The organism is Zunongwangia atlantica 22II14-10F7, assembly GCF_002094855.1.
GTDB classification, from domain to species: domain Bacteria; phylum Bacteroidota; class Bacteroidia; order Flavobacteriales; family Flavobacteriaceae; genus Zunongwangia; species Zunongwangia atlantica.
Genome location: NZ_ARYN01000024.1, coordinates 20,969 through 43,333 on the forward strand (window position 1 = coordinate 20,969; position 22,365 = coordinate 43,333).

General features: G+C 34.4%; 15 protein-coding genes and 1 pseudogene. 5 read left to right on the forward strand and 11 right to left on the reverse strand.

What is annotated here, in order from left to right; translation table 11 throughout:
• Positions 1 to 5: 5 nt before the first annotated feature.
• From IIF7_RS18835 to IIF7_RS18875, 7 genes and pseudogenes are all read right to left on the reverse strand, one after another.
• Positions 6 to 1,004 (reverse strand): HNH endonuclease, encoded by a 999-nt coding sequence (locus tag IIF7_RS18835; RefSeq protein ID WP_084843236.1) that lies wholly within the window; start codon positions 1,002 to 1,004, stop codon positions 6 to 8.
• Between the two features lie 728 nt (positions 1,005 to 1,732).
• Positions 1,733 to 4,900, reverse strand: a complete 3,168-nt coding sequence (locus IIF7_RS18845; RefSeq protein ID WP_084843238.1) for a M1 family aminopeptidase — start codon at positions 4,898 to 4,900, stop codon at positions 1,733 to 1,735.
• Complete coding sequence (locus IIF7_RS18850; protein ID WP_084843239.1) at positions 4,897 to 5,769, reverse strand: ABC transporter ATP-binding protein; 873 nt, start codon at positions 5,767 to 5,769, stop codon at positions 4,897 to 4,899. Before IIF7_RS18850 ends, IIF7_RS18845 begins: the two co-directional genes overlap by 4 nt.
• 21 nt (positions 5,770 to 5,790) lie before the next feature.
• Entirely contained in the window at positions 5,791 to 5,994 is a 204-nt protein-coding gene (locus IIF7_RS18855; RefSeq protein WP_084843240.1) for a helix-turn-helix domain-containing protein, read from the reverse strand.
• Between the two features lie 3 nt (positions 5,995 to 5,997).
• A complete protein-coding gene (locus IIF7_RS21245) occupies positions 5,998 to 6,507 on the reverse strand; it encodes a DUF2975 domain-containing protein (RefSeq protein ID WP_084843241.1) in 510 nt (169 codons plus the stop codon).
• Positions 6,508 to 6,843: 336 nt separating this feature from the next.
• Positions 6,844 to 7,763: pseudogene (locus IIF7_RS21120) on the reverse strand (integrase core domain-containing protein); the annotation flags it as partial.
• 286 nt (positions 7,764 to 8,049) lie between these two features.
• A complete protein-coding gene (locus IIF7_RS18875; RefSeq protein WP_084843243.1) occupies positions 8,050 to 8,307 on the reverse strand; it encodes a helix-turn-helix domain-containing protein in 258 nt (85 codons plus the stop codon).
• Positions 8,308 to 9,309: 1,002 nt separating this feature from the next.
• Here IIF7_RS18875 and IIF7_RS18880 point away from each other — a divergent pair.
• From IIF7_RS18880 to IIF7_RS18890, 3 genes are read left to right on the forward strand one after another with little or no spacing between them, the layout of a single operon-like run.
• Positions 9,310 to 12,318, forward strand: coding sequence for a SusC/RagA family TonB-linked outer membrane protein (locus IIF7_RS18880; RefSeq protein ID WP_084843244.1), 3,009 nt, complete (start codon positions 9,310 to 9,312; stop codon positions 12,316 to 12,318).
• A gap of 2 nt (positions 12,319 to 12,320) precedes the next feature.
• Entirely contained in the window at positions 12,321 to 13,721 is a 1,401-nt protein-coding gene (locus tag IIF7_RS18885; protein WP_084843245.1) for a RagB/SusD family nutrient uptake outer membrane protein, read from the forward strand.
• Positions 13,708 to 16,602: an insulinase family protein gene (locus IIF7_RS18890; protein WP_084843246.1), complete on the forward strand. Its 2,895-nt coding sequence runs from the start codon at positions 13,708 to 13,710 to the stop codon at positions 16,600 to 16,602. The genes IIF7_RS18885 and IIF7_RS18890 overlap by 14 nt, the downstream gene beginning before the upstream one ends.
• Positions 16,603 to 16,658: 56 nt before the next feature.
• Here IIF7_RS18890 and IIF7_RS18895 read toward each other — a convergent pair whose 3' ends face one another.
• The 4 genes from IIF7_RS18895 to IIF7_RS18910 all read right to left on the reverse strand — a co-directional run bounded on the left by IIF7_RS18895 (position 16,659) and on the right by IIF7_RS18910 (position 18,949).
• A complete protein-coding gene (locus IIF7_RS18895; RefSeq protein WP_084843247.1) occupies positions 16,659 to 16,919 on the reverse strand; it encodes a DUF6520 family protein in 261 nt (86 codons plus the stop codon).
• Between the two features lie 102 nt (positions 16,920 to 17,021).
• Positions 17,022 to 17,510, reverse strand: a complete 489-nt coding sequence (locus IIF7_RS18900; RefSeq protein WP_084843248.1) for a MauE/DoxX family redox-associated membrane protein — start codon at positions 17,508 to 17,510, stop codon at positions 17,022 to 17,024.
• A 166-nt stretch (positions 17,511 to 17,676) separates the two neighbouring features.
• Positions 17,677 to 18,567: a helix-turn-helix domain-containing protein gene (locus tag IIF7_RS18905; RefSeq protein WP_176219010.1), complete on the reverse strand. Its 891-nt coding sequence runs from the start codon at positions 18,565 to 18,567 to the stop codon at positions 17,677 to 17,679.
• Between the two features lie 4 nt (positions 18,568 to 18,571).
• The gene (locus tag IIF7_RS18910; RefSeq protein ID WP_084843250.1) at positions 18,572 to 18,949 is read right to left on the reverse strand and encodes a DUF7793 family protein; all 378 of its coding nucleotides are present in this window, start codon (positions 18,947 to 18,949) and stop codon (positions 18,572 to 18,574) included.
• A 184-nt stretch (positions 18,950 to 19,133) separates the two neighbouring features.
• Between IIF7_RS18910 and IIF7_RS18915 the strand changes: the two genes are divergently transcribed.
• Positions 19,134 to 21,593: an aminotransferase class I/II-fold pyridoxal phosphate-dependent enzyme gene (locus IIF7_RS18915; protein ID WP_084843251.1), complete on the forward strand. Its 2,460-nt coding sequence runs from the start codon at positions 19,134 to 19,136 to the stop codon at positions 21,591 to 21,593.
• Positions 21,594 to 21,601: 8 nt separating this feature from the next.
• Positions 21,602 to 22,365: RteC domain-containing protein (locus IIF7_RS18920; RefSeq protein ID WP_084843252.1), on the forward strand; the 764-nt coding region annotated here is incomplete at its 3' end.

Consider the following 22,365-nt stretch of genomic DNA (forward strand, 5'->3'; position numbering starts at 1 on the left):
AAGATTTAACCTAAAAATACTTGCTCTTGGTGCCAGGTTAAAGACTCCATTGCAGGATACCATTTTTCTTTTTCCGGTAGATAGATCGACTGATTCTCAAATTGGGATAATGTAAACTTAGAAGCCTTGTCATTTACTAGCTTAGATACTTTTACTTTGTAATCACTGGTAATACTTATAAGCCCACGGTCAAAAGCACGATGCAGAGTAGGGGATAGAGCAATTCCGTTAGGAACAGTGTCATCATTGGAAAGGCTGAACGGATGGATATGGCAGGCATCAATCATCTGGATATTTGGTGTAGCCATAATGCGCATACCCGAGATGCAGCAACGATGATTATAAATTTTAGGAATACTTCGCTTAAACAAACCACCACGGATAAAAAGTTCTTCCTGGTACCGACTTTCATCTATTGTTTTTCTTAGTTGAAGCAATCTCTCGCGGTATACTGTTCCGGATGAATTTAGTATCTGGTATTCTAATTGCGATTCCTCAATAGAGTTATACTGCGTAAAATAATTTGTTCGAGTAGTATAAAAATACTGATGCAATAGTTGTTCTTCCAGTATACGACTGGTTTCAGGTTCTTGCAATAACAAAAATAATTCGGGATCAATCTGTGCATAAGCCACTGTTTCCCGTAGGTTCTTAAAACTTTTGATGCTTCCCGATCTTGTAATTCCCGGTTCCATCCCCGGTCTAGCCACCAGCTGCCAAAAAGGTTCCGACCTTAAATGGAAAAAAGGAAGGGTAAGATTTTCTATATGCTCGGTATCGACCAGATGACTCCAGATTTTCCTAAAATTTAATAGTAGTTCAGGAGTAATAAAGATTCGGTTGTCCATAATTTCTTTTTGCTTGATCCCACGAATTACACCTAAAAGCATTACTGGTTTATGCGGCGCTTTTCCCAAGTGTTTACTCACTCCACGTTTTAATTTTTTAAAACAGCGGGAGTAATGATCTAGTATATGATGAGAAGGAGGAAAATCTCTCTGCATTGGCTGGTATTTTAAAGAAGTGCTTTGATCGGAATAAATAGACCCACCGCTTTCGATGTAATAGGCTTCTGAAACAGCCTTGCTCCCATAGCTAGTTCAGGAACATTTTGTCAAGAAAACTATATATCAAAATTAGCTTAAAAGGACTTACATTTTACTATAGTTCGTTGTTGGTATTAGCTATTTTTAGCTTTATTCTACTAAAATATTCTTGTTTAGTGAAAGCTGATTAATATTGAAATCGATATACATTAATACTTAATAACGATCAAAAAAACTTGATTTTACAGTAGCTAATATAGAATACTCTAATATTATACTATTCTTTTTTATAATTAATTATTTTTATCAATTCTATGGTTTTCAGAAATTTGGATTGCAGTTTTTAAAAATATAAACATTCCAATTGCGAAGATTATTACGCCAACAGATATCTTAATTAAGATTTCAACCTGAGAGAAGTAACCAAATAATCCAAGAATTTGGAAAAATAGAATCTGTAAACATATTAGAATAATAAGATATAGTAAGTAATTTATGTAATGAAAAAATAATCTAAAATTCATATTTTATTAAGGTAATAATGAATTTTGCATCTGATTCGATTACCGCAAGTAGTATATTAGAATTAAGGTCTGTTGGCTCAAATTTATCTTGATTGTTTTCTGAAATTACATTTTTTTTATTCAAAAACCACTATTTACAATTAATCGCTGTTCGCAACAATTTTAATCAAACATGGCTTTAATTTGGTCCTTATATCGATCATCGCTAACCTTTAGAATAACTTCTAATAAATCGGTCGAAGTAGGCTTAGTATTAGGATAAGCATGTTGTTCTAAAAATCTACGTAAAGCCATATTTAACCGTTCTTCTCCTAGTAGTTCACTCAATTCTACAAAAACAATTGCACCTTTTGAATAAGATATAAACGCATTATTTTTTGTAGCTTTCATTAATGATAAATCGTCCGTAAATCCCTTTTCAGCATCATATATTTGTTTATGTATTGCCAAACGTTCTAGCATTTTAGCTTTACCGTACATGTTTTTATATAGCATCATTTCGGTATACATAGCCAAGCTTTCAGTCAGCATCGCATAGCCTTCACGATCATCAGGATCAATTTGATTGGTTCCCCACCAAAAATGAGCAACTTCGTGCCCAGCAAGTTCATTAATCACATCTTGATTATGATTGCCTGCTAAGTTAGTATGAAACGTCATATGTTCAGTCATAAATATAACACCAGGATAAGCTGTACCTGCAAAACCTTGTGTAAACGATGAAATTTCGGCGAACTGAATGGTCGAAAATGGATAAGTACCGAAATATTTCGTACAATAATCTAATGACAGTTTGGTGTTCTCAATTAGTCGATTCACATTGTTTTTATGTAAAGGATGATATAAAACCTCTATAGAAACATCTTTATGTTGTACTTTTTTAACCTCGTAGGCAGCAGATGAAATCGCAAACCTAAATGGTATGGCATCGGCTTGATAGGTATAGTAGTTTCTATTAGAATCTTGCCATTGCGATTTTAATGAACCAGTACCAACAGCAATTTGATTATTATCTGTTGAAATTTGCATGTTCAGTTCAATAAAATCGTCTACATTGCTTTTCATGGCATCAAATGGTTTCATGACTGTGGCTTCACCCAATGCATGTTGTTTTCTAATAGTCTTGTCTAAAACTTCTTTATTAGAATCATAACCAAATTGAGGAAAATAACGGCTGATTCGCATAAAGGAACCGTCCTTTACAATAGCATTAAAAGGGCTATGACCGTTTACAGCATACCATTTGTAATTCAAGTGAAATGTAAGTTTTGCCGAATCTTGGGCTTGTAATGCCTGCTTTAAATATATTTCTGAAATAGAGCTGTCTAGTTTTATGGTATCACTGTTATAACTAAATAAAAGTGATTGTATCCCAAAGTTCTTCGGTACACTTATAAGTATAGAATCTATAGCCTGATTGTATTGGTTTACCAACCAATAAGTGCCTTTTATCTGGTAAGCATGTTCTTCAGGAAACAAATCTACTTCTGTACTAACTTTTTTTATTGTTGGCTGCGGATGGTTTTGGTATGTTCGGTAATCCTTTTCATAAGCAACGCGTTCTAATATTTCAACTTCTTTATCTTTTGGAACATAACCATCTAAAAACAAATAACCACTCACTATGCCTATACATACACAACTACTGGTAATAATGAGGAAACGATATTTTTTGGCTTTGGTTTTTATTAAAAAGTATAGCGTAAATACAAGGCCAACAAGAGCAAATCCAAAAATTAGTCGGTAAATAAACGGCATTAAATATGCACCATAACCTATAAAATTGCTATAAGCACCTTTGTAACCAGATAAAAAACGAAACAATGGGGTAGTGATAATATTTTTTGAAATAGGAGTCACAAACAATAAGAAAAATAAGATGGATATACCTAATGCGACCGATTTACTTTTGCTAATGTTGTTAATAAAAAGCAGTAGTAATGCAAAGAGTATAAGTGGTAAAGTATTAAAAACAAAAACACCAAAATACGCCTGCCAATCAATATGAATATATTGAAAATTAAGTTGATAAATAATTGCTTCCAAGAGCATTAAACTAGTAAGAAAAATGATTAAGAGTATCATGCTTATACCATGGCCTACTAGTCGTTCTTTGGCATAATAAGTAGTATTTTGAATAATTGAAAACCCACTGGCATTGGCGCGCCAAAATACATCGTTTGTAAAGTACACTACAACCAATGCACCTATAAAGTAAAATGTTTCATTAATAGTTTTAGCCAGTAAACCAGAGCTAGCGTACTGTTGCGGCAACCTAATGCCCATATCAATATCACCATACATTTCTACACCTACATAAAATAATAGTAGAGTAGCAACCGAAATAAGCGGAATACTTTTAAATAAATAAATAAGATCAATTTTTATAAAAGAGCTTAGGGCTCCCTGTTTTGTTTTTGATGTAAAAAAAGTGTCTACCTTTGTAAACGGAACCTCTAGTTGTTTTCTCTTTTTAGACGTTTGTTTATGCTCTTTCTTATATGACTTTTGTTTGAAATTTGGCAAAAATGAGAACGAATCAATGGCTAATTTTACTCCAATTAAAGAGAGTAGGACAACACCAACACGATTTATTAGTAGGAAATTGCTAAGAGCTACTGTGTTGTGGTTTCTTTGAAAAACATTAAAGTCTTTGGCGTTATAAAAATAAGGCGACAACCCAAAAATATCAGTTATAGCAGATATTTTTTGAGCCAATAGCGACTGCGGTAACGATTGTGCCATAAAAGGTGCGTTTGAAAACATAAGTACAATCATATAAGTGATGTACAGCATTAAACCCGCAATAGCCACCAATAATTTATTCTGAAATTTTTTAGCAAAGAAAAACAGTACGCTACATACCAATAAACTATTTATTACGCCAAATATCAAAAAAGGATATACATAATGCCACAGATGAAATTCTGAAAGCATTTCAGAATCTGTTTGCACATACAACCCGATAATATAACCAAGCATTAAAATAAAAAAGCTGAAGGTAGTAAGCAAAAAGAAGGATAAAAATCGTGCTATGGCAAAGTCTCGCTTCTTTATAGGTGTGGTGAAAACGATTAAATCAAAATTGGCATCACGTTCCTTAAATAACCCAGAAAAGGCTAGGAGTGTGGCTATTAAAATAATAATAAGGCTTAACAAACCAGTCATAAACCCAACCGAGTAGGCTGCATTGGCTGCAATGCCATCCCCTACATTAAGATGAAACTTAAAACCAGTAAAAAAACCAATTACCAGATATGCCACCAAGGCAAATTGTGTTGCTATATGTTTTAAAGCATAGTATATATCGTTTAGTAAAATAGTTTTCATGTGGCACTGTTTAAATAAGTGAAATAGGCATGTTCTAAATTTGGTGTTACAGGTATAAACTCTGTTGGGCAAACATCAGAAAGAACCGTTACATGCATTGCCCTTTCAATAAATTGCTTACTTATTATGTTGTGGTTTTGATCAAGCTTAAGTAGCTCATTTTTACTTGTTGCTTTTTGCCATAATTTCCCTTGTAATGCCTCAATAAATTGAGTTGGATTACCTTGTGCCACAATAGTTCCTTGCTTAATAATTGCCATATTAGAACAAAGATTTCGTACATCTTCTACCAAATGTGTGGATAATAAAATGATAATATCTTCACCTATTTCGCTCAATAACGCATTAAACCTATTACGCTCTTCTGGGTCTAAGCCTGCTGTAGGTTCATCTACAATCACAATTTTAGGATCTCCTAATAGAGCTTGAGCGACACCAAAACGTTGTTTCATACCACCAGAAAACGTATGTACTTCTTTATTTTTGGCATCAATTAGATTCACTTTATCCAGAAGATTCATAATTTGTTCATGACGTTTTTTCTTATCATGAATACCTTTTAGTTTTGCCAAATGTTGCAATAAATTATAAGCGGAAACTTTAGGATAAACACCAAAATACTGAGGTAAAAAACCTAACTGTTTTTGTATTTCTAGTGGGTTTTTTACAACATCAGTTCCATTAAAAAAAATCTGTCCTTGAGTTGGCTTTTGCAATCCTACTAGCGTTTTCATGAGTGAAGATTTGCCTGCACCATTAGGCCCAAGTAAACCAAAAATACCGTTATTTATGTCTAAATTTATGGCATGAAGTGCCTGGTGTCCGTTGTTATATACAAGGGACACATTGTTAATATTCAATGTATTCATAGGATAATATTTAAGGAAGCGTTAGTCTACATAATCAATAATGTCTCCAGGTTTACAGTCTAAGGCTTTGCATATTTTCTCCAGAGTATCGAAGCGAATACCCTTGGCTTTTCCATTCTTTAATATCGATAAATTTGCTCCTGTAATGCCAATTTCTTCTACCAACTTTTTACTCTTCATTTTTCGTTTGGCAAGCATTACGTCTATGTTTATTATAATTGGCATAGTTTAGATATATAAGTCTTGTTCGTTTTGTAAATGCAATCCTTGATTAAATATTTCTGACATAAAAAATACAAAGACTCCTAGAACCAGATGTAGCGAAATGATTAAATACATTTCATGTTCTATGGGCATAAAAAACGATGTGAATATAGAGAGTACAGTAGGTAGAAATATATTGACTAAGTAAAACCGTCTCAAATGCAAAATATTTTGCAGGGTAAACAATTTGTTCTGGTAAAATACTCTAAAGACTTTAGATAACAAACAAAAAAATAGACCATACCCTATAACCGGAATTAAAAATGAAAAGATTAGATACGTTGTGTTATTGTCTAAAATTAAAAACGACTTTTCTGTAAAAGGATAGGTGATAATTGCTTGCTTATCTTTTACTAGCAAATGGGTGTTTGTTACCCAACTAAATACCCCGTAAACACCGGTAATTAAATACAATCCACTCAATATACTTGAGATATAGTATAAAACTTTGGAAATAATAATTGATTTTCGCATAGAATAAAAAAAATTATATTGTAAATATATAAAAAAATATCGTTTTACGATAAAAAAAATATTTTTTAGGATAATTTTATTCTTGCAATATCCGTGAAAATGATTTGAAAAACATTTACTTTTATTCAAATAAAAAAAACAATAGCTTCCCCTGGTGTTTAGATTAATATTATAATTTAAGAAGTTTCATATTTTAATGATTAGTTAGTTTTTTTGAATGCATTCAACTCTTTCATTTATAATTGGTTGTGTAAGATTTCCCTAATTATAAATGCCTGATTGTCTAAAATTCCTGTTTTTCATAGTTCTGGCGATACAGCCAGAACTATGAAATTAGACATAGGCTATAGGTATCATTTTCTCGAAGGCATTATATGGTCGAACGTTATTATAATCTTCCGTTCAAATTTGGGTTTATTACTTGACTTGGTTTAAATCTTTGAAGATATACTTATTAGGTATTCCTCTTCGGAAACTTCCGTTAAGCGTTCAATAAATGCATTTTTGTCGGCTTCCTGTTTGAATATATTGAAAAATAATGCCTTGCATCTGTCTCCACGCCGAGGCGATCTTAACTGCAAATTCAGAACCATTATCCATCCTTATTTTTTGAAGTTCCCTTTGCAATTATTTAAACGGTTTATACCTAAATGACACGATTGCTAGGTTATGATTTGAAGCTACTGGAGCTTCTAAGGGTTGTTTGATCCTGGCTACTAATCGCTTTTTTAAACTTAAGCCGAATTTCTTATAGACTCTATATACCCGTTTATGGTTCCAAGGCGTACCTTCATTGCGTAATCCATCATAAGCCATCCAAAGTCCTATTCCGAGTGTTCTTTACCCTTTTGTTACAAAGCTGTTTTGATCGCAGTGTCGTTATTAAGCAAAGGACTATAGTAATAAACACTCTTACTCATATTCAAAACGCAACATTCCTTACTAATAACTTAACGAATAAGTTCCTTTATGATATCTTGTCTAAGGCATGGTTTTAAAGCTTTCCTGCCTGCCTACCGGTTTTCAACGATCTCTTTGACCATTTGATGATCCAGTGATAAATTGGCATTTATCTGTTTGAGCCTTCGATTTTCTTCCTCAAGGTCTTTAAAATGCTTAAGTTCTTCAGTGATTATCCCGCCGTAGTAGCGTTCACGCCACTTGTAAAAAGCAGCTGTTCTGATTTTGTACTCCCGGCTGATCTCAGCGGCCGTTTTACCGTAATCAAATTCCTTGCGATTTGTTGTGGTAATTATTTACTCGTCTTCAAAATTACTGTTTAAAATTAAGCAAAATAGTGTAATTTTAAACAGTTCGGTCTTAAGAAAAGCTTACAAAGCGATTAATTCTTTACTCAGGGGGATTTTTTTAAATATGGTAATAATGGGTAATTTTCGTTTTGCTGTTTATTTGTTTTTCAAATTTTTTGTGGAAGTAGAATATATTAATAAAGAGAATAAAATAATTGGTCTTAAAAGTTTTGTGACCGGTTAAATTATGGATAAGTATTGTAAACTGAAAATTTAATTTTTTAATAGCTAATCAACTTTTCTTTAGACTCTTTTTAAATTCCAAATAAGTAGGAGCTTTACTTTGAGACCAATCACTTTTATTCAAAAGATTTCGAATATCTTCTCTTAGTAATTCTGCAATCTTTAGAAGATCAAAAATAGATGGCTGTCTTTTATTATTTCGCCACCTAGATACCGTCTCTTCTGATTTGTTGAGATATTTAGCAATAACTCGATTGGTAATTTTTCTATCGGTAAATATCACATCTAATCTATTAGTATCTTTCATTGAATCAAATTCTTATAATAAAAGTTTGATTTTATGTGTCAAACAATTATATTTGTATTGTTATTAAAGCGACTTTAGTTTAAGAGTGTTAAAACACTCTACTATGATGTCACTCATACAAGAAAACCGTCATTTTCCCTATGAGTTGATCATGAGCTCGCTATCTATTGGATTTTGTATCTTCGCGATAAAAACCAATAGGGCGGGTTTCATGTCAGTCTTTGGGGAACCAAGTTTTTACTTGGTGGTTCTTGACGGTACCACTTGCAAAGCATTGAGACTCGCTTTATTGGTTTACAATAAAAAGTCTTAGCTTCTTGAGTATACATCGTTTGCATAATAAATTATTATATGAAAACGAGAAACACATATCCTACTGAACTCCTTTGCGGCATATTGCTGCATAAGGTTTTTTTCTCTTTTCATAACAAAGAACCACAGCCCCAATCCTTACAATCTATTTCAAAAAACAAAATTTGCGCCCCGGAATAATACAGATTAGCCGGTAGTAAAAGCCCTAACTTTTGCCCGGTATAACCGGTTCCCTGCCTTTCTAAAATACAAAAGGCATTACCGCAGTCTAAAGACCGCTGCATTATTTGAGTACTCGCAATGCTCTAAGTTAGTAGCTTTTATTTAGTCGTGCAAGTCCAAATTTGATTTTGGAGGCTAGTGGAGCCGGTTTCTTTTAAATAAATCATCATAACTGATTTAATTTCTGTGATATAGTACATCACTGAGGAGAGTATAACTTTGAATTTTTTTGTTAAAAAGAAAAAACAGGCGCGTCTTGTTGTACTCTCAGAAGACCTAATTGAGTAGAAACCTTAAAAATAAACGTTATAAGATTAGATAAACAAAACAACACCATCAGAGTTAGCCTGGATAAGGGCTTTAAAGCCTAAAAAAAGCCTTTCCCCACATTCTAAGATTGCCGTCCGAATAGTGGGGAAGGCTATGGCTTTATTAACTAATAAATTAAAACAAAACCACAACTAAATTATGAAAAATAATTACAGGTGCTGCAATCTTGTAGTGCTAATACCCCTTTTATGTTCATTTTTCTTCTTAGGAAGAATGAATGCTGCTCCTAATTTATTGATGTCGAGTAGTGAACTATTAAAATTTGCCCCCTTTTTTCAACAACAAATATCCGGAACAGTAAGGGATCAGGATAGTGTTCCTATTCCCGGAGTGAATGTAATCGTTCAGGGATCTTCTACCGGAACCATGACCAACCTCGATGGTGTGTATAGTATTTATGCTAGAGTAGGGGATACACTGGTATTTTCTTATATAGGCTTTAAAGAATTTAAAATTGAGGTTAGTGATTCGTTCTCGGGAGATATTACTTTAGAAACTTCAGTAGATGCCCTTGATGAGGTCGTTATCAATGCTGGTTATTATAATACTACACAGCGCGAACGTACCGGCAATATAGTAAAAGTGAGTGCTGCTGAAATTGAAAATCAGCCATTGATAAATCCTCTGCAGGCGCTTCAGGGTAGAATGGCTGGGGTAGAGATTGTTCCCAGAAATAGTCTGCCCGGAACAGCACCTTCCATAAGAATCCGTGGGACAAATAGCCTTAGGGATGAAGGAAATTATCCGCTCTATATTATCGATGGCATTCCTATTAATTCAACACCTGTTGTGAGTCGATCTCTATCTGCCGGAGTAGATCCTTTAAATACTATTGGTTTGGAAAATATTAAAAGTATTGAAGTATTAAAAGATGCAGATGCTACGGCTATCTATGGATCCAGAGGAGCTAATGGAGTTATCTTGGTCACGACTAAGAAAGGAATACCTTCAACAGGTACACTTGAAGCAAGAGTTTATTCCGGTATATCGACCATGCCAAATCGAATAGATTTGCTAAATACAGAACAGTACCTTCAGTTAAGAAAAGCGGCCTTTGAAAATGATGGTATAGAGCCTAATAATTCCAATGCTTACGACCTTCTGGTTTGGGATCAGAATCGATATACAGATTGGCAGGATTATTTTATTGGCGGTACTTCCACTATGACAGATATGAATCTTCAATATTCTGGAGGAGATGAAAGAACATATTTTAGGCTCGGAGGTTCATATCAAAATCAGGGGACTATTTATCCAACAGATTTTAATTATCAGAAAATTACTGGAAATTTTAATTTAAATCATACCGATGTTTCGGATAAACTGAATCTTAATTTATCCATTACTTATGGTGTCGATATTAATGACCTGATAGGAAATACAATTTTGCTTAACCAGCCATTTAGTATTCCACCAAATGCACCGGAACTTTTCACTGAAGAAGGTAGACTTAATTGGGAAGACTGGATTGCTGTAGGACAAAATAACCCATTGTCTGGTTACTTTAATGAGAGTAGAGCCCAAACTAATAACCTTAATTCCAATTTGGTGCTTAATTACAAGATTTTGGAAGGGCTTTCATTAAAAGCTAATGCAGGATATACCTATCTGGATAGGGAAGAAAATGTAAAGATCCCTACTTATTCCTATCGTCCATCGGTTAATAGGGTACACGAATCTGACCATACTAATGTTAAGCGGTTGTCTTGGATACTAGAACCTCAGTTAATTTATGATACCAAATTATTGGATGGGCATTTAAATGCCATTGTAGGAGTAAGTTTTCAAAAAAGTAGTGAAATACTCAAAGAACAATCAGGAATTGGTTACGTCAATGAAGCGCTTATAGGTAATCTGGAAGCCGCACAAACAATAAATAATGATGATTATTTTAATAGAGAATATAAGTACAATGCTGTATTTGGACGTATAGGTTACAATTATAAAGATAAATATTTTTTGAATTTAACCGGAAGGCGTGATGGCTCTTCTCGTTTTGGTCCAGGAAATAGATTTGCAAATTTTGGAGCAATAGGGGCTGCCTGGATTTTTTCGGAGGAAGGTTTTTTGACAGATGGAACTTCAATATTAAGCTTTGGAAAGCTAAGGGGAAGTTATGGAATTACCGGAAATGATCAAATTGGAGATTATGGGTATCTGGATACTTATGAAGTTACTAGAGGTCCATCAGGTTTATATCCTACTCAATTAAACAATTCATCTTATTCATGGGAAACTAATCGAAAATTTGAATTGGCTCTGGAACTCGGTTTCTTTGACGATAAACTTAGTATAGCTGGAAGCTGGTATAGAAATCGTTCTTCAAATCAATTAGTAGGTTTTGCACTGCCCTCAATGACCGGTTTTACCTCAGTACAGGCCAATCTCCCAGCTACAGTAGAAAATAAAGGCTTAGAATTGGAACTAAATGCTCAACCAATCAAAAATAACCATTTTGTCTGGGAGGCATCAATCAACTTTAGCCTGCCAAATAATGCTTTGGTAAGTTATCCTCAATTAAAGAGTTCTCCTTATAGCAATACCTATCAGATTGGCAAGCCTCTTAATATCGTCTGGCTATATCAATACGGCGGTCTGGATCCGGAAACAGGTATTTATACCATTGTGGATGTGAATGATGACGGACGATTCGATTTTAATGATCGAACAGAAATAGAAGAATTGGGAAGAGAATATTTTGGAGGATTTAATAATTCATTTTCTTTTAAGAATCTCAATATTCAATTTCTATGGCAATTTGTTAAACAACGAGGGACTTTGTTTAGTATGGATGTTGGGAGAATAGGAAATCAAAGGGAAGCGGCAATAGAGGCTCTAAATCCTAATAGTGTCTATCAAATACCTACTCAGGGAGTTCAGGGACTTATAGGCTATGCTTATGCTCAAAGCACCTCTTTTTTCTATACTGACGCTTCCTTTCTGCGTCTCAAAACCTTGTCGTTAAATTATAGCCTTCCTTCCAATTGGATAGAAAGTTTAAAAGTTAAAAAGGCAAGTCTTTTTATTCAGGGACAGAACTTATTTACCATAACACCTTATAAAGGTTTAGATCCTGAGGTGCCTCAGGCAGGTACCTCCTTCGCTAATTTACGAAGCCTAACCGCTGGGATTCAATTAAATTTTTAATTATGAACAAGAATAATACTTATAGTAAATCAATATTAATTTTTGCCATACTGGGACTAATCTTTTCATGCGAAGATTTTGTTGAAGTAGCACCACCAAATGACAGGTTGATTAGCCAGAGCGTATTTGATAATGAAAACTCGGCAAGAAGCGCCATACAAGGTATATACAATCAACTAATGATTATTTATTTTAGTAATGGAGGCGAGAATAGCGTAACAAATTTAGCAGGATTATCTGCTGATAATTTGGAAACTATCCGACCTACCAATGCGACCTTTCTGGAGTTTCAGGAAAATGAGATATTACCCGATAACAATAGAAATTTAGGACTTTGGTCTGGCGTTTATAATATAATTTATTTGACCAATAGTCTTCTGGAAGGAATTTCAAGCTCTGATTTAAATGAGGATTTTATAAATGAATTGGCAGCTCAGGCAAGATTTATAAGGGCTTTCTCTTATTTTTATTTAGTCAATCTTTATGGGGAAGTACCGCTATTACTTTCAACCGATTATGTTACTAATGCTGTGGCGGAGAGAGAACCTGTAGAGGAGGTTTATGCGCAAATCGTAAATGATCTACAACTGGCAATACCGCTATTAAACGAGAATTATACAGATGGAGAACGTACTACTATAGTTCGATCAGCTGGTAAGGCATTGTTAGCGAGAGTTCAACTTTATCGGAAAAATTGGATTCAGGCCGCAGAATTGAGTACTCAGGTCATTTCAAATCAACAATTATTTACACTATTGGATGACTTAAATCAAGTTTTTTTAAAGAATAGTAGGGAAGCTATATGGCAGTTATCTCCTTTGGGTAGAGGAAACAGTACTACTCAAACCGAAGAAGGTGCCTTGTATGTTATTGATCCCACTCTGCCAGGTATCTATAACCTTCAATTAACAGCTGATCTTATAACTAATTTTTCGGAGGAGGATCAACGTGCCGAATTCTGGATAGGCTATTTTGAGGATAACAATGTTTACTATCCCTATAAATATAAAGACGGATATAGTACCAATAATTTGACGGAGTATTCCATGGTACTTCGATTAGCGGAACAATACCTAATTAGGGCTGAAGCCCGAGTGATGATGGGACAATATAATTTAGCTGTAGAGGATATTAATAGGATCAAACAAAGGGCAGGAATAGAATTGTTAGATGCTGATCAGCAATGGAGTGAAGAAGATTTATTAGAAATCCTTATAGAGGAAAAACGTAAGGAGTTTTTTACGGAATGGGGACATAGATGGCTAGATTTAAAAAGGCTCCATCTAGCAACAAGTATCTTATCTAGCCATACTAGTGAATGGCAGCCTACCGATGTTTTGTATCCCATACCTGAAGAAGAAAGAATGAGCAATATAAACTTAAGTCAGAATGAAGGATACTAGTTTCCTTATACGCAGCATTTCAGGCTCTCGACTTTTACTATTGACTATAATAGCTATTTATGTTATGGGGTTCAGTACGACAAGTCTATATTCACAAAGTGAGAAAACAAATGAATCTGATTTGATTCAAGGTAAATTATCGAATGGTTTTCGATATTTAATTAAACCAATTCCTGGTGAAAATTCATTGAAAATGCGATTTTATGTAAGGGCTGAGGAATCTGAAGAAGATTTTCAACTTGCTCATTTGATAGAACATTTGGCTTTTAGAAAAAGTGAAGCCTTTCCTAATGGAATCTATAATATTGATAGTGTTTTTAATTCTGTTGGCATGAAAGGTCCAGGTCGAGATATTTATGCCTATAGCGGAACACAACTGACGGAGTATATTTTCAATCCGAACCCAGAAAATGAAAAAAGTTTGCGATTAGGATTGTCATGGTTTTTTGATATTTCCAGTGGTTTAAAATTAGATGATGAAGATATTTTAATTGAAAAGAAGACATTACATCAAGAACATAAACTAAGAACATCAGGACAAGAGCATGTATTTGTAAACCAAAGTATTATTGATGCTGCTATTATTCCATGTGAGACTTCTTTTGATAATTACACTCGTAAAATCGACAATTTGAAGACATCACAAATCAGGAAATTTTATGAAGCCCAGTACGAACCAAGTAATATGGTCTTAATGGTAGTTGGTTCGATAGTGAACGTGGAAGAACTGAAAATAGAAATAGAGAACACCTTTAAAAAGCTAAAGCCGGCAAACAACGATAAGGAATTTGAACTTGAATCCGAATGTAAACTTGCATATTTAGACCAGAAAGATCAATTCATTGTAAAAATGAAACGGAATTTGGATCAAGAAAGTAGGGATGGAATTAATTTCAACTTCTATTATAAGGATAAAGTTCTGTTGAAGAATGTGAAGACTAAGAAAGAGTCACTTAAAAGAAGGAAACAGATCATTTTATGGGATATAGTAGCGGATGCAATGCGCCATCAACTGAATAATCTTACTGAGGTATATAATCCTAGCTATACCATAAGTATAGAAGAAACAGCCGCAAAATCTAATGCAACTGTGGCCTTGCATTTACGTGTCAATATTCCTAGCGATAGTAAAGACTCTGAGGTTACATTGGCAAAAGTTTTTCAGCAACTTGGTCTACTAATATTCAATGGATATGAAAAAAAGCAATGGCAGGAAATAAAAGAAATGAAGCTCAATGAGATTAATTCTAAATTTAATGACTCTTTGAGTTATTGGGAAGATGAACTAAAAAATCATATCATTAATGGGGATCTTCTTAATGGTAATAAAAATAACGCTATTGAATCCTGGTTATCCGATATTTCGGTTGATGAATTCAATAGTTATCTGAAGGAATTTATTGGGCATGCCCCTAATGATATAGGAATTCTCATACCTTCAGATTTTGAAAATAAGTTTCAGAATAAAAAGTTGCGAGTTCTTATTGATAATAATCTGATGAAAACAGATCAATTAACATATAAAAAATCACCAAATGTATTGATGACAAAAAATGAGGTGAATAATCTTGAACCCGTCAGTTATGAAAAAGTTTCTGATTCTGTTTCACTGCATTATAGACTTAATAATGGAATACATTTAGTTTTGGTTAAAGATACCACTCGGAAAAATAGCATAAAACTTCAAGGTTTTAGTCCTATTGGAGCTTTGGATTTAAACCCATTAGATTTTTACTCGGCTACATATGCACCTCGTATCGTGAGGAATTCAGGTGTGGGAGAAATGAATAAATTTGAACTTAGAAGCATTCTTAAAAACCATTCTTATTTAAGTGTTGTTCCCTATGTGACAGCAACCGAAACAGGTGTGAAAGCGGAAACATCGACTGAGAATACTGAAGTCATGATGCAGTTAATTTATTTGTACATATCGAATCCCAGATATGACTCTATTGCCTATTTAGATTGGAAAAACAATGCTAAAAAAAGTATAGAAAGTCCCCATTATAATATAGAAAGGACAAACTTTGAAAATTATATAAAGGAGTATTTCAATCCTCAGAAGATTTTCTTTGCCTCTGGGGTTAAATACTTTGAATATTCAGCAATGGTAGATTTTGATCGAGCCATGAAAAGTTATCATAAATTGTTCGCTATGAGTGATCAATTTACCTATATAATCACTGGAGATTTTCAGGAGGAATTTATTCTGCAACTGGCGCAAAAATACTTAGGGAATCTTACTTCTGAATATTCTAGTTTAAATGAAGATTCTGGGTTTGCAAAGCAGAAAAAAAGCGAAGATCGATATGTTCACTTTGAAAATAAATTATCTGTGTCGACCAAACAAAATGATATTTGGTATTCTTTACAATTTTTAAGAGAACCAGATAATCACTCATGGCAAGAGCATTTAAAATTCGAGTTTTTAAAGGAAGTGATAACTGAAATGATTTGGAAATTACGTTTCGAAGAAGGTTTTTCAATATATCATATCAATGTTAAAGGGGAGTACCATCTGAATCTGTCCAAATACTTGCTAAGCATTATGTTACAATGTAAGCCAGAAGAGTTTGATGCTATTAGGAATAAAAGTAACGAGATTTTGGAAGATATCACAAGAGGAAAGATACCTAATCTTGTTTATGAAAAAGTATTGGATCGGATGAAAATGAAATATGAAAATAGTTCGAAACAATTAAAATCTTTAGAGAGGCTTTATCTTAACTATAGCTTAAATAAAAAAGATAAGAATGAAAATTTTAGTTTTCCGAAATCTGGAGAATTAGACGATTTTTTTCAGACTTTAAACGAAAATCGGATAATGCAATACGCCAGAGAATTTTTAGAAGAAGATCAGTTTTTTGAGTTTTCAATGTAGTTCATTATTTAATGATAAAGGCACACGAAAATTTCGTGTGCCTTAAAAACTACTCACTATGGTACAATGATAAGTGTTCCGCTACCTTCTTTAGGTGTGTCAGTATCTTGTTCATCATATACCTGAAATGGTCCATTGCCATCAACCATAGCTTGACATGCTTGTTCCCCCTGGCCGCAATCAACTTCAGAGAATGCTCTCCAGGTGTCGTTAGGTAGCAAAACATAATCACTGGCTTGCTCTTTAGTGTTTGCTGTCGTAAACGACATTCCGATAGCACTGACAAAGGCTAGTGCTGGAATTAAAAAATTTTTCATAACATTTAAGTTTATAATTTATAAAACAGTCCTAGTTTAAACAGATAGACCTTCTCGCTGCAATCACGCGTGAAATTCTTTATATGGTAAATCTTTATTTAATTATATCGTTGTGGGATTCGCCTTAATCGGTCGCTGGGTAAGATACCAGCCAATTAGACTTAGTATAAGATTAAGCAGGTTAAATACCACATGTTGCTTCCAACTCAGCAAGGAAATCAGCCCGCCACAACTACAGGGCTTATTCGGTAAAAACCAGGTAATCCAGCCGGCATAAACGCTTAGAAGGATGAATAACAAAGCAACACCTATATAACCGATTTTTCTGGTGGTTTTAAAGCTGATACTTATCGCTAATACAAGTTCTGTTATGGGAATAAACCATTGCCCAAAACCTGCCAGTTCAGTGCTCAAAAATAATGGGGCATTAATAAGGCTGATATATAAGCTATTCCCTTCGGTAATTTTACTCAATGCCGCATAGCTCAGTAACAGAATGAAGTAAAATAATAATGCTTTAGAAATAGAAGCACTCAAGGTTTTTTCATATTTGCTTTTTGCTCGGTGCCCGGTTTTAATATGCTGATTCATATGCTATAATTTTAAAATAGGTTTTCACCTTATTTGTAGTGCTATAGCATAAAATTCAAAATTATAAATTATTAAAACTGAACCATCTTCTATTAAAAAGTGCAGGGAATCCGGTACATTTTATGGAGTAATAACGTAATTATAGTAACAAACTAGTAGAGCATTACTATTGCTGGTAATCCGATGGGTTTCTGCCAAAATATGCCTTAAAGGCCGCACTAAAATGCGTATAACTTTTAAAATTCAGTTCATCGGATATAAGCTTTAAGGGCTGATGAGTATGCTCTATTCTAGCTTTCGCTTCCTCAAGCCTTACTTTATTATAAAACATAGAAGGACTCATGCCATAGACCTCCTTAAAGCCTTTTTTTAATTTGTTCGTGGATAATTTAAACATTTCAGCGAGCTCCGAATCTGATTGTTTTGGCTGCCCTACATTTTTAAGAATATAATCATAGGTTTCCTGAAGTGCTAAAACATCCCATTTGGAGATGGAATATCGGGATGCTCTTTGTTCCAGCGGTTGGATATATGGGGCCGTTTCAAAGAAGCTAATACTTAAGAAACATTCTTTTGTTATGGTCCTTAAAGGTTTGAAAAAGCAGTTGATCCTGTTACCTGCAGTTTTCGTTTTTTTGAATTTTAATAGTATCGAAGATTTTGTGCTCTTTCGGGTTTTGATGTCATCAAAGAGAACTTTAAAATCTTTACGGGAACTTTTCCTCAGATGATCCATGAACGATGTTCCTAAAATTTCCTGTTGATTATCATTGATAATGTCTGCCGAAGGGGTGCTGGCCGCAATCAAACCCTGCTGGTCTAAAATGATATTGGAATGGGTGATAAATTTATAGGCCAGGTGCGGGTTTACATAAGCGAAATGTTTGAAATTCTCTTTTAATTCCTGTGCCATAAGGTTCAGCTGTTCGCAGATCGTGCTTAATAAATCACGCTCTTTTCCCGTAGAAATTTGATAATTAAAATTTCCTGAGGCCACCTGGTTGATCATTTCAAAAATCTCTTTGGTGTTTTTGGTGTCGAGATGCCTTTCTTTCATAATATTACTTTTTATAACGACGTAAATAATTGATTTCATGAAACTTGTGACGAAAGACTTTACTGGGAATCCGAGGTTTACTATTGCGAATAAAAAAACTGATCATTCTATAAGAGTAATGATCGGAGGCCAAATAAGCGACGGCTGTGGTTAGCATTGAACCGTGCTTTGCTAAATATTCTCTGGCCTCCTTATGTGAGTGGCGAAGACCATTAATGTCGCAATACACAGGATAGTATTTATCCTTCTGTACTTCCAGACGCTGCATAACAATTTCCTGGGCTTTTTCTAATGTAAGAATGGTATCTGAATGATAATTACAATATAAGATGTCCTCTTGAATCCAAATATCAGCTACCCTTCCCTTTCCTGATCTTTTCATAGGGGTACTTTTTTTATTATTATGTCAGAGTAGGGTCGTGGGTAAAATTAGAAGCTATTTTACTAAGGATGTTATTAAAAATAGAAAATTACTTATTAAAAATGAAAGAAATATCTAAAAAATACAATTAGTTGAAGCTATTTGCAAATGTTTGAGCTAGTTTGAATTTCTTAAATAGAATAGCATGGCGAAAATAAAACACAACAATTTTTTGGATACTGTCGATACTTATTTCTCACAGGCAAAAAAGAAAAGAATACTTCATTTACATGCAGAAGATACTAGCTTTTCGGGGAGGTTTATTACAATCAATACCCTGGAATTTTATCATTTTGGTACCACGGGATATCTGGGCTTAGAACAGGACCAAAGGCTTAAAGATGCAGCGATCGATGCGATTCAAAGATATGGTACCCAGTTCCCTTTGAGTAAAACCTATATTTCGCATCCGCTATACGCTAGTTTAGAGAATGAACTTGAACAGCTTTTTAATGCCCCCGTTATTATTACCAAAAATAGTACGCTGGGACACCTTGGCGTAATTCCCGGACTGGTAAAGGATCAGGATGCAGTCATTCTGGATCATCAGGTTCATTGGAGCGTTCATAATGCTATTCAATTACTCAAACCACGAGGCATAAGTGTCAATATGATTCCTCATAATGATCTTACCGCATTAGAAGACCTCATTAGAGAGCTTAAAGGAAAGCACGATAAGATATGGTTTTTTGCGGATGGCGTATATTCTATGTTTGGTGACTATGCACCAGTACAGGACTTATTGGTATTATTAGATATTTATCCGCAGTTACATCTGTATTTTGATGATGTCCATGGAATGAGTTGGACAGGAATTCACGGTTCCGGATATGTATTGAGCCAATGTAGGCGCTTGGGATTTGATCGTTTACCTGAACGTGTTATGCTTATGGCTACCTTAAGTAAAACTTTTGGAGCGAATGGATCCGTATTTGTCTGTTCTAACAAAAAGATACATAGAAAACTAAAACTCTATGGTGGACCATTAACTTTTTCCGCTCAGTTAGATCCTGCATCTGTTGCGACAGCAATTGCTTCCGCAAAGATTCACCGCTCTGAAGAAATCCTAATACTGCAAAATGAATTGAAGGAGAAAATAGTTTTTTGTAATGACTTACTTAAAACGCAGGAACTGCCTGTTATAGCCTATAACGAAACGCCAGTGTTTTACATTCCTTGCGGATTACCGGTAACCGGTTATGAAATGTTTCGGCATTTATACTTGCATGGGATATATGCTAATCTGGGCTTATTTCCTGCAGTGCCTCTAAAAAATACGGGGATTCGATTTACTATTTCAAGACATAATGAAAAGGAAGATATCGAAAGGCTAGTGAATGGACTTTCAAAAGCTTTTGAAAAGACCTTACTGAGCAGTGATAGTAGTAGAGAACAGATTTCAGATCTGTTTGGAAATCCGGATTGGGGACCAGGCTATGCCAATCGCATACTACAGGAACATAAGGAAAAGAGGTCTTCAAATTTAAAAATGGAATGCTATAATACAATTACTAAACTGGATCAAAAAGAATGGAAGGATTCGATGTTTCCAGGTCTTTATGATTACCAAGGACAACAATGGTTGGAGGAAAGTCTTGCTAAAGTCTATACTGATGAGCACGGAATTACCCATCGCACAAAATTTTATTATTTCCGTGTAACGGATGCTGCTGGTGATTTGGTCTTATTATGCTTTTTCTCACTATCACTGCAAAAGGACGATATGCTGGCTCCGGAATCTGTATCAAAAACCTTTGAACAAAAAAGACTTAAAGCCCCAACTTATATGACCTCAAATGTGATGAGCATGGGAAGTACTTTTACTGAAGGGCAACATTTCCATGCTGAGCATTTACATCCCGAGATTAACAATGCTTGGAAATTAGTTTTTAGGCAAGTTGAAGTATTGAATAAAGAAAACCATGTAGAAATGACCATGCTTCGCGATTTCTACAATGAAGGTGCTTTTCAGGGCGTGTTTCAAAATCAAGGTTTTATTCAAATAAGTATGCCTAAGTCCTGTAAATTGTGTTTTATGCAGCCTACAACTAAAGAGGAATGGTTTTCAAGCTTGTCTAAGCGTAATCGTCGGCATTTTCGAACTGAAATTGAACCCTATCTGGAATTATGTACACTTAGTATAAACCAAGAAGTTTCCAAGGCCAGGATAGAAGAATATTATGTGATGTATCAGAATGTTCAAAAACAGAATTTAGGTATTAATATGTTTCCGTGGCCTAAACAATTATTTCTGGATATGAATATCAACGCTGGCTGGGAATTTCTAGAGCTATGTACTAAAGATCAGGAGAGCAAATGTGTTGGTGTGATATTTTGCTATTATTCAACATCAAATTTTACGTATACACCGGCACTAATCGGATTTGATTATACTTATAATACCACTTATGCAGTATATCGTCAGTTATTATATTACAGTATTTTACGAGGACTTGAAAAAAATGCACCTATAATTGATTTGGGGTTTAGTGCTGCTTTTGAAAAGAAAAAATTAGGAGCTGAACTTTGGGATACCTATGCCTACCTGCAAAGCAATGATAATTTTAAATTGGATATGCTGGAATTGACTAAAAATGAGTCTTAATACAATATATGCTTATGGAAAAATTTAAAGACTATCTGAAGACATTTCATGAGGAGGTAAGAAAAGAACAGGAGGGGACAGAGGATTATTTAAAACGTGCTATCGAAATGATCCGTTTTTGCCGCGAAATACTGGTAGATATGAAGTCTAGGATTGAAGAGCATGATTTTGAGAGTGTGCCGGAGGAAATCCATTTCTTTAAGCAGATTAAACCTCAACCCATGAGCTACTTGATATACTATACCTACGTACGAAGCTGTGAGCTCCATAAACCTAAAGCAGGAAAACAATATAAAATCAGGTTTTTGGAAAAGGAAATGCGAAAAGTTAATAAGTTCTTTTCTAAGAATACCGACTTTACTTATTATATGGAGCAGGGCTATACTTATCTGGATCATAGCTTTTTTACCAGACGCGGAATTGAAAAATTTCCCATGGATCCGACGGAGTACCAGTATTTTGATCCAGATTTTGCGACCTCTCATGATTTGCTATGGGCTAAAATTCAAGCTGTATATCGCTATATCCATTACCTACGGGAACAACTCCAAAAATTACATGGGAAAGAACTAGAATTTTCTATTGATAAACGGCATCAGGTTCTGGTATGGACTAATAGTAAAACGGCGCTGGTAGAGCTGATCTATGCACTCCATAATAATGAGGCTTTTAACTACGGAAAATCTGATTTGAATACCATAACTCATGCCTTGGAAGAAGTATTTAATATCAAATTGGATAATGTTTCTAAAACCTATATGGAAATTAAAGC